The organism is Amycolatopsis sp. CFH S0740 (assembly GCF_004522315.1).
Lineage (GTDB): Bacteria > Actinomycetota > Actinomycetes > Mycobacteriales > Pseudonocardiaceae > Amycolatopsis > Amycolatopsis nivea.
In genome coordinates this window covers 22722-36333 of sequence record NZ_SDLS01000030.1, presented here as the reverse complement: position 1 = coordinate 36333, position 13612 = coordinate 22722, and the positions used below count along the sequence as shown (strand labels likewise).

Genomic DNA, 13612 nt, shown 5'->3' with positions numbered 1-13612 from the left:
CCTTAGCCGTCCGCGGTCGCGAGGACTCTGCGCCTCAGATCGAAAGCGGACAGCACGTGGACGCCTTCGTCGTGGAGGGAGCGCAGGGCAGCGTCGTCGCCAGGGTCGAGCGCCGCAGCCGCTTCCCACATCGCGCGCTCCGCGGCCCGCCACTGCGGACGATCCCGGACCACAACGTTCGCGAAGCCCGCGCCGACGAGTCCGGCTTCGGTGTCGACTGCCCGGATTCGTGCCGAGACGCGCTCGTCCGCGCGGTCGACAGCCTCCCAGGTCGTCAGCGCGACGCGTCCGCCCGGACGGAGCACCCGGCGTATCTCGTCAAACGTCTCGGCGGTCGCCCGGAACTGGATCGCGTCGACGCACACGACCGCGTCGACCGACTCCGCTGGTAAGGCCGTGTCGGCAAGGTCGCCCACCTGGAACTCCGCGTCCACGGAATCGAACTGCCGAGCCAAGGTCCGAGCCTGCTCGATCGCCGCCCGCGAGAAGTCGACACCGATCAACCGCGCCCCGGTCCGGGATGCGATCTCGAGGCCGTATCCGCCGCGCCCGCACGCCAGGTCCAGCAGCCGGTCGCCGGGCGCGAGCCGCAGCGCCTCGACGACTTCCGCGATGCCGTCCCAGGAGAGCAGACTGCTCGACAGCAGCCGCGGCGGCAGGCCCAGATGCCGCTGGGGGATCTCGTCGCGGGCGGGGCTGTCCAGCATGTTCGAGTACCACTCGTCGAAGTCCTCCGCCGACGGTCCCGATCCGGAACTCACCGCAGTCCTCCTGAGCCTGTTTTCCGTCGCTGTCCGGGTCAGCTGATCGCTGAGCGGTAAAGCTGGGCGATGTCGTCGTCGAAGTAGGCGCTGTAGGAGACGTCCGGGGTGGCGCCGCCGGTCTGGTAGCCGCCGATGGCACCGATGACGGTACCGGTTCCGGTGTTCGGGTCCTGGTTGATGACCCAGGGGCCGCCGCTGGTGCCGTCGGGGAAGCCGGGGCAGGCGACGCGTTGCTGGTAGGTGTCGGACTGGGTGGTGGTGCCCGTGCAGACGACCGGCTGTTCGGTGCCGTCCGGGTAGCCGGTGAGGGTGATCGTGTGCGAGAAGCCCTGGTTCGTGCCGAGCTGGTTGGCGCCGGTGAGGCTTTCGAGGCTCGCGGAACCGGGCTGGGCGACCTTGAGGAACGCGAAGTCGAGGTCCTGGTCGGACGAGGACTTCCACCCGTCGGCGACGACCGCGGCGGTGACCTGCCAGGTGCCGTACGGGGCGATGCCGTCGTGATAGCCGGGTTTGAAGGTGATGCCGGAGACGTCGCCGCCGATGCAGTGCGCGGCGGTGAGGAGCAGGTCGCCGGTGGGGCTGTGCACCACGCTGGCCGAGCAGAAGTGGTTGCCGCCGGAGAACAACGCGCCGACTGCCGCGCTGGCCGTCGCGGTGCTGCTGGGGGAACTGTTCGTCCCCGGGCTGGAGGCATCGGCGGTTGCGGGGGCGCTGCTGGACGAGGTGCTTGTCCCGGCACCGGGGGCATCGGCGGTTGCTGAGGTGTTGCTGGAAGAGGTGCTCGTCCCCGTACCGCGGGAATCGCCGCCGGTCGCGACGGCCGGGGTGCCCGCGCCGCTCGGCTGGACGGCCTGGCCGGTGACGTCAGCGGTGTCGACGACGGCGTTGGCGCCGCCGGTCGCGACGATCGCGGCCGCCGCGCAGACGATCAGCGCTGTGCGGGAAACGTTGACTCTCACGCTTCAAGATGACCATGCCGACGCCCGCCGGGCATCCTGTGCGGCCGGATGCACAGCAACCTCACAGCGCTCGCACATCCGCTCACAGCAGGGGGATTTCGGGCCGGGGAGGCCGGGATTTTCCACCCTCGCGGGGGTGGTGCGCGGGTGGTTGGCGAGCGTTGGGAGGTGCTCGTTCGACACCCGTGTCGGTGTCGGGTGCGGCACGAACGGCCTGCCTGGTGGGCTGGCGGGTCATGTGGGCTGCGTCGTGGGATGTGGCCTGGCTGTGGTTGGGGTTGCCCGGGTTCGTGGGGTGATCGGCGAGTTTGGTGGGCTGGCGGGTCATGCGGGCAGCGCCGCGGGTTGCGGCCTGGCTGTGGTTGGGGTTGCCCGGGTTCGTGGGGTGATCGGCGAGTTTGGTGGGCTGGCGGGTCATGCGGGCAGCGCCGCGGGTTGCGGCCTGGCTGTGGTTGGGGTTGCCCGGGTTCGTGGGGTGATCGGCCTGCCTGGTGGGCTGGCAGGTCATACAGGCTGCACGCGGCGGTACCGGCGGGCGCGCTGCCGTCGGCCACGGGCGACCGGCCAGCCTGGGGACTGGCCGGTCACCTGCTGGGCAGGCAGCCTGCGGGACGGCCGCATGATCGAGCCCGTGCGGTCTCCGGTCACCCACTCGATGTGCGTCGAGTCGGCGGCTGTTGCCGGTCCGGGCGTTGGCCACCGGCCGGATCGGCAACAGCGCGCTCACGACTCAGATCCGAAGAAGTCGAGCGCCTACCTAGGCGACACCGCCTCCGAACCGAAGCAGGTCACTCGGGTGCCGCGGATCGGCATCGTCACTCACCTGCCGGCGGGGTGTGGGTTACCAGCAGGGTGACGCCTGCTTCTCCGTCGCAGTCGACCATCACCGGGCCCACTCCGTTGCCGATCTTCGTCGTGAGTTTCGCTGTTGCCTTGAAGGCGTCCGGGTTCGCGTCGACGATCTTGAGGTCCTTGAGGATCTGGTGGCCTGGGTAGCCGCCGATCACCTTCTTCAGGCCTTTTCCTCCGCCGCAGTTGCCGGTGATCGTGACGTCTCCGCCGGGGGCGGCGGGGTTCGGGTCGACCTTCACGGTTGCCCGGGCGCCCTCCGGCGGCTGTTCGGCGGCGGGCGGCTGGGCGACAGCGGCGGCGGCAGGCGCGGCGGCAGCGGCGACGGGTGCCGCCGGATGATCGCTGGTGGCGGCCGCCGCGACGCCGATCGTGCCGCCTGCGATGACGGCCGCGGCCAGTGCGGTGCCTGCGACAAGGCGGCCGTGGCGCAGGACGGAAGACTTCGCTGACATTCGGGTTCCCTCCCTCGGTGTGTCCATTGAGGACACTGCGGTTCACCCCGGGCCATGGGGTTCGTCCGGGTAGTCGCCGCGACCCCCTCCGCAGGTTCTCTCCGGCGCGAAAAGTGACGGGGGTCACATCGGTGGGGAAAGGCTACGATAGCGGGAAATCCAACGCTGGCGGGGAGTTTTCGTGACAGTGGCCGGAGAAGCGCGCGAACGGCTGAGTCCGCGGGTCGCCAAGCAGGTGCGCGACCTGATCCTGACCGGCGCGGTCCGCGGCGGCGAGCGGTTGCGCACCGAGCATCTCGCGGAGCGGCTCGGCGTCAGCGCGACCCCGGTGCGCGAGGCGTTGATGGCGCTCGCGGGCGAGGGAATGGTGGATTTCCGTCCAGGGCGCGGATTCCGGGTGATCCCGGTGACGCGCCGGGACGTCGTCGACGTGTATGCGATGCAGGCCTACGTCTCCGGCGAGCTGGCCGCGCGGGCGGCGGAAGCGTTCGATCCGGCGGGGCTGGCACGGCTGGACGACCTCCAGCGCGAGATCGAGAAGACCGTGCGCGAAGGCGACCTCGACGCGACCGAGCGGGCCGATTTCGCGTTGCACCGCATGGTGAATCACGCGGCTGCCGCGCCGAAGTTCACGTGGATGCTGTCGTTGACCCTCCGGTACGTGCCGTTTTCGGCGTACGCGGACATTCCCGGCTGGCCGCTGCTCGCGCGCGACGACCACGATCGGGTGCTGGCCGCGTTGAACGAGCGCAAGCCGGAGGCGGCGCGGGAAGCGATGGCGGCGCACATCCGCGAGGCGGGGGACCTGCTGGTCGACTTCCTCGCGGCGCAGGGCGTGCTCGCGGCGCACTAGACAGCCGGAGCGTTTTCTATAGAATCCGGCCCGAGGGACGGAACCCAGGGCGAAGGAGACTCGGTGGCTGAGCGCGACGTGCTGTACATCGGCGGCGAATGGGTCCGTGCGGAAAGCGGAACCTCGATCCCGGTGGAAAACCCGGCCACCGAGCAGGTCCAGGCGCACATTCCGGAGGGCACGGCCGCGGACGTCGACCGGGCGGTCCGGGCGGCGCGCGAGGCGTTCCCGGCGTGGGCGGAGACCAGCCGGGCCGACCGCCGCGAACTGCTGCGGAAGCTGCACGACGGCCTTGCCAAGCGGGCGGAAGAGATCGGCGAAACGATCGCGAAGGACGTCGGCACGCCGTTGCGGATCGCGACCCGGATCCAGGCCGCGCTGCCGCAGACCGACGTGCAGACGTACGTCGACCTGCTCGGCCAGGACGAGCCGGAGGAGAAGGTCGGCAACTCGCTGATCGTGCGCGAACCGGCGGGCGTGGTCGCGGCCATCACGCCGTGGAACTATCCGCTGCACCAGATCACCTGCAAGATCGCGCCCGCCCTCGCCGCGGGCTGCACGGTCGTGGTGAAGCCGAGCGAGGTCGCGCCGTTGAGCGCCTACCAGCTCTTCGACGCCATTCACGAGGCCGGTTTCCCGCCCGGCGTGGTCAATCTGGTCACCGGGTACGGGCCGGAGGTCGGCGAGGCGCTCGCGACGCATCCGGAGGTCGACGTCGTGTCGTTCACCGGTTCGGTGCGTGCCGGCACCCGGGTCGCGGAGCTGGCGGCGCGCACGGTCAAGCGCGTGACGCTGGAGCTGGGCGGCAAGTCTGCCAACGTGATCCTCGACGACGCGGACCTGGCGACGGCGGTGAAGGTCGGCGTCTCCAACGCGTTCCTCAACGGCGGCCAGACCTGAACGGCGTGGACGCGCATGCTCGTCCCGCGCGAGAAGCACGACGAAGCGGCGGCGCTCGCGAAGACGTTCGCCGAAGGGTTCACGACCGGCGATCCGCTGGACCCCAAGACAAAGCTCGGCCCGCTGGTGAGCGCGGCGCAGCGCGACCGCGTGCGCGGTTACATCGAAAAGGGCATTGCCGAGGGCGCGACTCTGGTGACGGGCGGCATCGAAGCTCCTGCGGACACAGGCTACTTCGTCGCACCGACAGTTTTCGCGGGCGTCGACCCGGATTCCACGATCGCGCAGGAAGAAATCTTCGGCCCGGTGCTGTCGATCATCCCGTTCGACGACGAGGAAGACGCGCTGCGGATCGCGAACAACTCCCGCTACGGCCTGCACGGCGCGGTGTGGTCGGCCGACCAGGACCGGGCGCTCGCCTTCGCGCGCAAGGTCCGGACCGGGCAGATCGACGTGAACGGCGGGGCCTTCAACCCGCTCGCCCCGTTCGGCGGCTACAAGCAGTCCGGGCTGGGCCGCGAAATGGGCCGCGCCGCGCTCGACGAGTTCACCGAACTCAAGTCCATCCAGCTCTAGCCCCGGCTTTCAAGGAGAAGACATCGTGGTCAAAGCCGTGGTCGTGCGCGAGCAGGGCGGGCGTCCGGAAGTCTGCGACATCGTGCTGCCGCCGGTAGGTCCGGAGGACGTGCGGGTGCGGGTCGCGGCCGCCGGGGTGTGCCATTCCGATCTGTCCATGGTGGACGGAACGCTGCGTCCGCAGTACCCGTTCGTGCCGGGACACGAGGCGTCCGGGGTCGTGGCGGAGGTCGGCAGCGAGGTCACGCACGTGCGGCCGGGGGACCGGGTGGTGCTCAACTGGGCCGCCGCGTGCCGGGAATGCTGGTTCTGCCAGGCCGGCGAACCCTGGTTGTGCTCGGCGATCGAGGGCGTTACCACGCTGCCGCGCGGGGAGCTGGACGGCCAGCCGCTCAACGTTTTGCTTGGCGTCGGCGGATTCGCGGAGGAAACCGTGCTGCCGGGGCACTCCGTCGTGCCGCTGCCGGACGGCGTGCCGCTCGACCTGGCCGCGCTGATGGGCTGCGCGGTGCTCACCGGGGTCGGCGCGGTGCGCAACACCGCGAAGGTCCGAAAAGGACAGAGCGTGCTCGTGCTCGGGCTCGGCGGGATCGGGCTGTGCGTGGTGCTCGGGGCGAAACTCGCGGGCGCCGGCCAGATCATCGCGGCCGACCTGTCGCCGGAGAAGGAAGCGCTCGCCCGCGCGGCCGGTGCGACGGATTTCCTGGTGAGCGACGACAAACTCGCCAAACAGGTGCGCGGGCTGACCGAGGGGCGCGGCGCGGATTACGCCTTCGAATGCGTCGGCGCGGCGGCCACGATCCGCGCCGCGTGGAGTTCGGTGCGCCGCGGCGGGCACTGCACGGTGGTCGGGGTCGGGCGGAAGGACCAGCAGGTCGTGCTGAACCCGCTGGAGATCTTCCACTTCGCCCGCACGCTCACCAGCACCGTCTACGGCGCGTCCGACCCGGATCGCGACATCCCGGTGCTCGCCGACGAGGTCCGTTCCGGTGCGCTGGACCTGGAAACCCTGGTGACGCACCGGATTTCGCTCGACGAGGTCGGCGACGCGTTCGACCGGATGCGGCGCGGGGAGGGCGCCCGCTCGCTGATCCGGATCGGGGACTGAGCCGTCAGCGAGGCGAGCCGGGCGAGACGATGTCCCAGGTGCCGAACAAGGTCAGCCCGGCGGATGCGGCGAGGGCGATCGACGCGTGGTTGTCGAGCTGACACCGGTACTGCGGCTCGTGCTCTCGCCCGAGCGCGTGCCGCGAGATCGCCCGTACGAGGCGTCGGGCGTGCCCCTTGCCCCGATGCGCCGGCAGCGTCACCACGCCTAAGTCGGCCAGCGGTGCGGCACGCCACGGATACATGCTCGCGACCGCCGCGAGCTGTCCGTCGGCGAACGCGCCGTACACCGCCCAGTGGTCCAGTTCGACCGACGCGTCGTCCAGATCCTGTTCGGACGCGGCGGCCTCGAACGCGGCGAACGCTTCGGCGTCCGAGCCGGTGAGCGGCCGGACCGACGCGTCGTCCGGTTCGGCGAGCAGCGTTTCCCTTGCCTCGTCGGTGAAATAGAACAGGTTGTCGGCCCCGTGCAGTACAATCCCCGCCGAGGCCAGCCGCTGCCGGAACTCCGGTTCGTCGCGCGGGCGCCCGAGGGTTTCGGCCATCGCCGGGGTGAGCCGGATCCGGGTCCGCCCGTCCGCGGTGACGAGGACGGTGAGCCGCTCGTCCTCGTCGAGCGCGGCGTCGACGGTCAGGCTGAATCCGCCGCCGTCCGGGACCGGAGGCAGCCAATGGCGGGTGACGGCGGCGGCGAACAAGAAATGCTCCTAGCTCAGTCGGCCACGTCCAGCGCGGCCTGGATGATGCTGTCGGTGTCGATGCCGTGGTGCCGGTACACGCTCTCCAGGTCGCCGGACTGCCCGAACCGCGTCACGCCCAGGTGCGCCGCCCGCACGCGGTGGACGTTCGCGAGGAACGCCAGCGTGTGCGGGTGCCCGTCCAGCACCGTCACCATCGGCGCGGACCGTTCGGACGGCAGCGCCGACTCCAGGATCCACGTGTCGGCGGTGTCCTGGCCTGCCCGCGCTTGCACGGCGCGGAACAGCAGGCCGGGGCTCGTCACGCACACGACGTCGGCGTGCTTGCCCAGCGCGTCCAGCCGGTCGGCGGCTTCCAGCGCCTCGGTGACCATCGCGCCCATCGTCACCAGCGTGACGTCCGGGCGCGCCACCGCGGCGGTGCGGATCGGGTACGCGCCCGCGACGACCTGGCGGCGGCGACGCTCCCGCGCGGCCGGATCGGCCGGCACCGCGGCCAGGCTCTGGTCGACGGGACGGGTCGACAGGCGCAGGTAAGCGGAAGTTCCGTCGGGACGGCCGAGCCGCGAAAGCGAAGCCAGCAGGGTCCACTCGACGTCCAGCGCGAACGCGGGCTCGTACGTCACGCAACCCGGCTGCTCCAGCCCGACCGACGGCGTGGTCACCGACTGGTGCGCACCGCCCTCGGGCGCGAGCGTGACGCCGGACGGGGTACCGACCAAAATGGACTGTCCGCCGCCGTAGATGCCGAACGACCACGGTTCCAGCGCACGCTCCACGAAGGGGTCGTAAAGCACCCCGATCGGCAGCAGCGGACGGCCCCAGCGCGACCACGTCGTGCCCAGTTCGCCGAGCGCGCTCACCAGGTTCACCTCGGCGATGCCCAGTTCCAGATGCTGGCCGCTGGGCCGCTCGCGCCAGTGCAGGATCGTTTCCGGGTCGTCGGCGAACCAGTCGACGCGTTCCTGCGGCGACCACACGCCGACCTTGTTGACCCAGCCGCCGAGGTTGGTGCTGGACGAGACGTCCGGGCACAGCGTCACCACGAGTTCCGCGGCCTCGGGCGCTTCGCGGGTCAGGTCGAGCAGCGCGCGGCCGAGCGCGGCCTGCGTGGTGGTGCGGCCGGACGGCGTGCGGCCGATGTCGGACGGCAGGGCCGGAACCGGTTGCAGCTCAACAGGTTCCCGTTCCAGCCGGGCCGCGGTCGAAGCGCACAGCTGCGCGGCCGCGGAGCCCTCGGCGAACTTCTGCCACGGGTTGTCCGGCGAGATACCGACGCGCTCGGCCAGCGAGCCCAGCTGCTCGGCGGTCAGTAGCGACGAGTGGTTCTGCGGGTGTCCTTCGCTGGCGAGGCCGAATCCCTTGACCGTGTAAGCGAAAACGACGGTCGGCCGGTGGTCGTCGATGGCGTCGAACGTGTCCAGCAGCGCGGACAGGTCGTGGCCGCCGAGGTTGCGGATGGCGGCGTGCAGCGTGTCGTCGTCGAGAGTGTCCAGCAGCGGGGCCAGTTCCGGCGTCGTCAGGCGTTCGCGCAGCTGCGCCGGGGTGCAGCGGAGCAGGCGCTGGTACTCCGGGTTCGACATCTCGTCGATGCGCCGGCGCAGCGCCGAACCGCCCGGCCGCTCGAACAGGTCCTGCAGCAGCCGCCCGTACTTGACGGTCAGCACCTGCCAGCCGGCCGCCTCGAACATGCCCTGCAGCCGGGTCGCGCCGATGTTCGGCACCACGCGGTCGAGCGACTGCCGGTTCAGGTCGACGATCCACACGACCTCGCCCAGTTCGGCCACGTTCGGGTCGAGGACGGCTTCCCAGCACGCGCCCTCGTCCAGCTCCGCGTCGCCGACCAGCGAGTACTGCCGTCCGGTGCCCGCGCCGCCGCCGTGCGATTCGACGTAGCGCCGCGCCAGCGCGCCCCAGATCGGGGCGGTCGCGCCGATGCCGACCGAACCGGTGGAGTAGTCGACCTGGTCCGGGTCCTTCGAGCGCGACGGGTAGCTCTGCAGGCCGCCGAACTCGCGCAGCGTCGTCAGGTACTTCTCGTCGAGGTCGCCGAGGAGGTAGTTGATCGCGTGCAGCACGGGGGAGGCGTGCGGCTTGACCGAGACCCGGTCCTGCGCGCGCAGCCGGGCGAACCACAGCGCGGTCATGATCGACACCATCGAGGCGCTGGACGCCTGGTGCCCGCCGACCTTGAGCCCGGTCGGATTGGGCCGCACCCGGTTCGCGTGGTCGATGATCGCGGTCGACAGCCACAGCACCCGGTCCTGCACCTCGCGCAGGACGGTCACCGTGTCGTTGTCCGGTAGGCGTTCGGGGGCGGCGCTGCTCACGAAGGATCGGACCTTTCTTGGGCGGAAAGTTCAGGCCAGTCCAGCAGAGCTGGGTAGGGTGCACAACAAGCGCGTTCAACATTGCGCAGAACGCCCAAGTCAGCACCGCACGGTGCGGAGAGGATTGCGCAGCATGCCCAGCACTCAGCGGCTCGACGCCACCGACGCCCGGATCCTGCTCGCGCTCGGCCGCACCCCGCGCGCCACCGCGGTCGCGCTCGCCGACGAACTGGGCCTGTCCCGCAACACCGTGCAGAGCAGGCTCGCCCGGCTCGAACAGGGCGACGCGCTGCGCTCGGCCGAACACCGGATCGACCCGGCTGCGCTCGGCTATCCGCTCACCGCGTTCGTGACCGTGCAGGCGCGGCAGCGGCTGCTGGACGAGGTCGGCCGCGCGCTCGCCGCGGTGCCGGAGGTGCTGCAGGTGCGCGGATTGACCGGCGCGCAGGACCTGCTGGTGCACGTGGTCGCGACCGACGCGGACGACCTGTACCGGATCGCCGGGGAAATCCTGGAGATCCCCGGCGTCGAGCGCACCAACAACGCGCTCGTCATGCGCGAGATGGTGCCTTACCGGCTCACTCCGCTGCTCGAGCGCGCTGCCCAGCGCTGAGGGTCACGTCTGGTCGTCGGCCGCGCGTTCGCGGCGGCGCTGCAGCATGGTCCGGTGCGCCCAGACCAGCAGCGGCGCGGCGAGCAGTCCCCACAGGAACCAGCCGGTCTCCCCGCCCATCAGGCCGAAGACCAGCATCATCAGCACGGTGACCTCGGCGAGCACGAGGATCTTCTGCCATCGCCGGGTCTGCACCGGCGGCACGCCTTGGCTCAGCGTCGCGGCGAACACGGGGTCGCTCGCGGCGAGTTCCTCTTCGATCTTCCGCAGGGCGCTGCGGTCGCGATGGGGCAGCATGATCCCCTCCTCGGGCAGGACGGGCCGGTGATCGCTCAAGTACCAGTGGAGTACCCGGCCGGGGGCGCCGTCAAGCCCGGGTTTTCGCAGGAATAATCGCCCGCGCCCGGGGCCGTTGCAAACTGAAACACGTTCTAATACCGTGCCGGGGGTGAGATACGGGATCGTGCTGTTCACCAGCGACCGGGGCATCTCCCCGGCGGCGGCCGCGCAGGCCGCGGAAGAGGCCGGCTTCGCGACCTTCTACGTGCCCGAGCACACCCACATCCCGATCCGGCGGGACGCCCCGCACCCCCGGACCGGCGACTCCTCGCTGCCGGACGACCGCTATCTGCGCACGCTCGACCCGTGGGTCGCGCTCGCCAGCGCGGTGCCGGTGACCTCGACGATCCGGCTGGCGACCGCGGTCGCGCTGCCGGTGGAGAGCGACCCGATCACGCTGGCCAAGACCGTCGCGACGCTGGACCACCTGTCCGGCGGCCGGGTCACGCTCGGCGTCGGGTTCGGCTGGAACACCGACGAGCTCGCCGACCACGGCGTGCCCGGGAAGCGGCGGCGGACCGCGCTGCGCGAGTACCTCGAGGCGATGCGCGCGCTGTGGACCGAGGAAGAGGCGAGCTACGCGGGCGAGTTCGTCGAGTTCGGGCCGAGCTGGGCGTGGCCGAAACCGGTGCAGCCCAAGGTGCCGGTGGTCGTCGGCGCGGGCGGCACCGAGCGCACGTTCCGGTGGATCGCGCGCCACAGCGACGGCTGGCTGACCACGCCGGGCGAAGGCGACATCACCGGGAAAGTCGCGCAGTTGCGCGAAATCTGGCGCGAGGAAGGCCGCGACGGTGAGCCGGAGGTGATCGCGCTCGGCCCGCGTCCCGATCCGGAGGGGCTCGCCAAGCTCGAGGAGGCGGGCGTGACCGAGGTCGTGTTCGGGCTGCCGGACCGTTCGCCGGGCGAGGTCGAAGCGTGGCTGGACCGGCTCGCCGGGAAGCTCGGGCAGCTGGCCGGAGCCTGACCGCGGCCATTTCGCACGGCGCTACCTCGTTGAGAAGAAAACCGCGCGCTGAAATCGCGAATAGCGCCTGAACGGGTGAACTGGGCGTTCGCGCGTCATTCCGGGGAACGCCTTCCCTCTTGTTTCGTGTGGCGGTGACCGGCCGGCACGCCCCCCGACCGGCCGGTCACCGCTTCGCCCGTCCGCGGCGGCGAGGCGAATGGCGCCGCGGGGCGCCGCCCGGGACACTGGTCCGGTGCGCATTCCCGCTCCCCGGACCGAAACGTGACCCCCGAACTGGCCGAACTGGCCGCCGCCCATGGAGTCGCCACCCACTACGAAAACTCCGACCAAGTCGAAGTGCAGGTAGATCCCGACGTCGTGATCGCGGTATTGGCGCAGCTGGACGTCGATGCCCGTACTCCACAGGCAATTCAGCGAGAATTGGCCGCGGTGCAAGAAGCGAGCGCGGCGCGCGTGCTGCCGCCGACGGTGGTGGTGCGCGCCGGGCAAGAACGCGAACTCGGCCAAGCCGCGAGGATTGAGCTCGAAGACGGCACGACGCGTGACGTCGGCGCCACCCTTCCGGCTGACCTTCCGCTCGGCTGGCACCGGATCAAGACCGCGGAGCAACGGGTTTCGCTGGTCGTCGTCCCGGACCGGCTGCCCGCGGTGCCGCCCGCGTGGGGCTGGATGCTCCAGCTTTACGCGCTGCATTCCGAACGGTCGTGGGGGATGGGCGATTTCGGCGATCTCGCCGAGATGGCGTCCCGGTCGGCCGCCGAGCTGGGCGCGGGCGTGCTGCTCGTCAACCCGGTGCAGGCGATCAGCCCGGCGCATCCGGTCGAACGGTCGCCGTATTCGCCGTCCAGCCGCCGGTTCGCGAACCCGCTGTACCTGCGGGTGACCGACACCGAAGCGTTCGCCCGAGCCGACGAGGACACCCGGCGGCGGGTGCTGGCGCTCGCGCCCGATCCGATCGGCGAGCTGATCGACTACGACGCCGTGTGGACCGCGAAACGGGCCGCGCTGGAACTCTTGCGCCCGCACCATCCGCACCCGGTCGACCTGGACGGCGACCTTCGCGATTTCGCCGCGTTCGGCGCGCTCGCCGAGGTGCACGGCAGCGATTGGCGCGAGTGGCCCGAGCCGTTGCGCGATCCCGGCAGCGCCGAGGTGGCCGCCGCGCGCGAGGAGCTGGCCGAGCGGATCGAGTTCCACGGCTGGCTTCAGCAGCTCTGTCACGAGCAGCTGGACACCGTCCGCCGCGCCGCGCGCGAGGCGGGCATGCCGGTCGGCGTCGTGCACGACCTGCCGGTCGGCGTGCATCCGGGCGGCGCGGACACCTGGGCGCTGCGGGACGTCTTCGCCGCGCAGGTGCGGGTCGGCGCACCGCCGGACGCGTTCAACCAGCAGGGCCAGGACTGGAATCTGCCGCCGTGGCGGCCGGACCGGCTCGCCGAAGCCGGGTACGCGCCGTTCCGCGACGTCGTGCGCGGCGTGTTGCAGCACGCCGACGGGATCCGGGTGGACCACGTCGCCGGGATGTGGCGGCTGTGGTGGATTCCGCCGGGCGAACCGGCTGGTCGCGGCACATACGTGCACTACGACGCCGAAGCGATGCTCGGCGTGCTCGCGCTGGAGGCGCACCGCGCGGGCGCGGTCGTGGTGGGGGAGGACCTCGGCACCGTCGAGGACACCGTCACCGAGACCATGCACGAACGCGGCCTGCTCAGCTCCGCGGTGCTGTGGTTCCAGCGCGACTGGGACGCGCCCGGCAAGCGGTTCGTCCGCCCGGACCGCTGGGACCCGGACGCGATGGCCAGCATTTCGACGCACGACCTGCCGACCGTGTCCGGCTGGCTCGACGCCGAGCACGTCCGGGTCCGCGCCGAACTCGGCCAGCTCGACCGCCCGGCGGAGCAGGAGTACGCCGAGGCGGCGGCCGAACGCCGGGCGTTGCTCGAACTGGTTGCGAGCGAAGGAATTCCGGACGACGACTTGGTGGTCGCCCTGCACACGCTGCTCGCCTCGGCGGCGTCGCGGCTGGTGCTCACCGCGCCCGCGGACGTCGCGGGCGAACGGCGCCAGCCGAATCTGCCGGGCACCGTGGATGAGTACCCTAACTGGCGCATCCCGCTTCCCGTCACCGTGGACGGGTTCTTCGCCGATCCGCGGGTGCGGGCGGCGGTCGCTCCGCTGGCCGCGGCCCGCCCGCTGCGCTGA

Annotated in this window: 11 protein-coding genes and 1 pseudogene; 6 read left to right on the top strand and 6 right to left on the bottom strand. The window is 71.3% G+C overall.

Annotation, left to right across the window (positions count from 1 at the left end):
• Positions 1-2: 2 nt before the first annotated feature.
• From EIZ45_RS36235 to EIZ45_RS36225, 3 genes are all read right to left on the bottom strand, one after another.
• On the bottom strand, positions 3-761 hold the full coding sequence (locus tag EIZ45_RS36235) for a class I SAM-dependent methyltransferase (RefSeq protein ID WP_051729105.1): 759 nt from the start codon (positions 759-761) through the stop codon (positions 3-5).
• 38 nt (positions 762-799) lie between these two features.
• Positions 800-1723, bottom strand: a complete 924-nt coding sequence (locus EIZ45_RS36230) for a serine protease (protein ID WP_205670237.1) — start codon at positions 1721-1723, stop codon at positions 800-802.
• Positions 1724-2538: 815 nt separating this feature from the next.
• On the bottom strand, positions 2539-3027 hold the full coding sequence (locus EIZ45_RS36225) for a hypothetical protein (protein ID WP_134668111.1): 489 nt from the start codon (positions 3025-3027) through the stop codon (positions 2539-2541).
• Positions 3028-3208: 181 nt separating this feature from the next.
• Between EIZ45_RS36225 and EIZ45_RS36220 the strand changes: the two genes are divergently transcribed.
• The 3 genes and pseudogenes from EIZ45_RS36220 (at position 3209) to EIZ45_RS36210 (ending at position 6464) form a co-directional block, all read left to right on the top strand.
• Entirely contained in the window at positions 3209-3880 is a 672-nt protein-coding gene (locus tag EIZ45_RS36220) for a GntR family transcriptional regulator (protein WP_009079497.1), read from the top strand.
• Between the two features lie 63 nt (positions 3881-3943).
• Positions 3944-5356 (top strand): annotated as a pseudogene (locus EIZ45_RS36215) (aldehyde dehydrogenase family protein).
• Positions 5357-5381: 25 nt separating this feature from the next.
• Positions 5382-6464, top strand: a complete 1083-nt coding sequence (locus tag EIZ45_RS36210) for an alcohol dehydrogenase catalytic domain-containing protein (protein WP_134668110.1) — start codon at positions 5382-5384, stop codon at positions 6462-6464.
• A gap of 4 nt (positions 6465-6468) precedes the next feature.
• Here the strand turns inward: EIZ45_RS36210 and EIZ45_RS36205 are convergent, their stop codons facing one another.
• Both EIZ45_RS36205 and EIZ45_RS36200 read right to left on the bottom strand, forming a co-directional pair.
• Entirely contained in the window at positions 6469-7161 is a 693-nt protein-coding gene (locus EIZ45_RS36205) for a GNAT family N-acetyltransferase (RefSeq protein ID WP_205670236.1), read from the bottom strand.
• 14 nt (positions 7162-7175) lie between these two features.
• Positions 7176-9491 (bottom strand): pyruvate dehydrogenase, encoded by a 2316-nt coding sequence (locus EIZ45_RS36200; protein ID WP_134668109.1) that lies wholly within the window; start codon positions 9489-9491, stop codon positions 7176-7178.
• 133 nt (positions 9492-9624) lie between these two features.
• Here EIZ45_RS36200 and EIZ45_RS36195 point away from each other — a divergent pair, with 133 nt between their 5' ends.
• Entirely contained in the window at positions 9625-10104 is a 480-nt protein-coding gene (locus EIZ45_RS36195) for an Lrp/AsnC family transcriptional regulator (RefSeq protein ID WP_037815539.1), read from the top strand.
• A 3-nt stretch (positions 10105-10107) separates the two neighbouring features.
• Here the strand turns inward: EIZ45_RS36195 and EIZ45_RS46305 are convergent, their stop codons facing one another.
• Entirely contained in the window at positions 10108-10401 is a 294-nt protein-coding gene (locus EIZ45_RS46305; RefSeq protein ID WP_167754255.1) for a DUF3040 domain-containing protein, read from the bottom strand.
• A 151-nt stretch (positions 10402-10552) separates the two neighbouring features.
• On the opposite strand from EIZ45_RS46305, the gene EIZ45_RS36185 reads away from it, so the two are divergent.
• Together EIZ45_RS36185 and malQ are read left to right on the top strand one after the other, a co-directional pair.
• The gene (locus tag EIZ45_RS36185) at positions 10553-11407 is read left to right on the top strand and encodes a TIGR03619 family F420-dependent LLM class oxidoreductase (RefSeq protein ID WP_134668107.1); all 855 of its coding nucleotides are present in this window, start codon (positions 10553-10555) and stop codon (positions 11405-11407) included.
• 264 nt (positions 11408-11671) lie between these two features.
• Positions 11672-13612 carry a 4-alpha-glucanotransferase gene (malQ, locus tag EIZ45_RS36180; RefSeq protein ID WP_134668106.1) on the top strand — a complete coding sequence of 647 codons (1941 nt, stop codon included), beginning with the start codon at positions 11672-11674 and terminating at the stop codon, positions 13610-13612.

What these genes read in the sequence shown, in the direction of transcription:
- EIZ45_RS36195 (WP_037815539.1), top strand. Translation starts at nt 9,625, where the DNA reads ATGCCCAGCACTCAGCGGCTCGACGCCACCGACGCCCGGATCCTGCTC.
- EIZ45_RS36225 (WP_134668111.1), bottom strand. Translation starts at nt 3,027, where the DNA reads ATGTCAGCGAAGTCTTCCGTCCTGCGCCACGGCCGCCTTGTCGCAGGC.
- EIZ45_RS46305 (WP_167754255.1), bottom strand. Translation starts at nt 10,401, where the DNA reads ATGCTGCCCCATCGCGACCGCAGCGCCCTGCGGAAGATCGAAGAGGAA.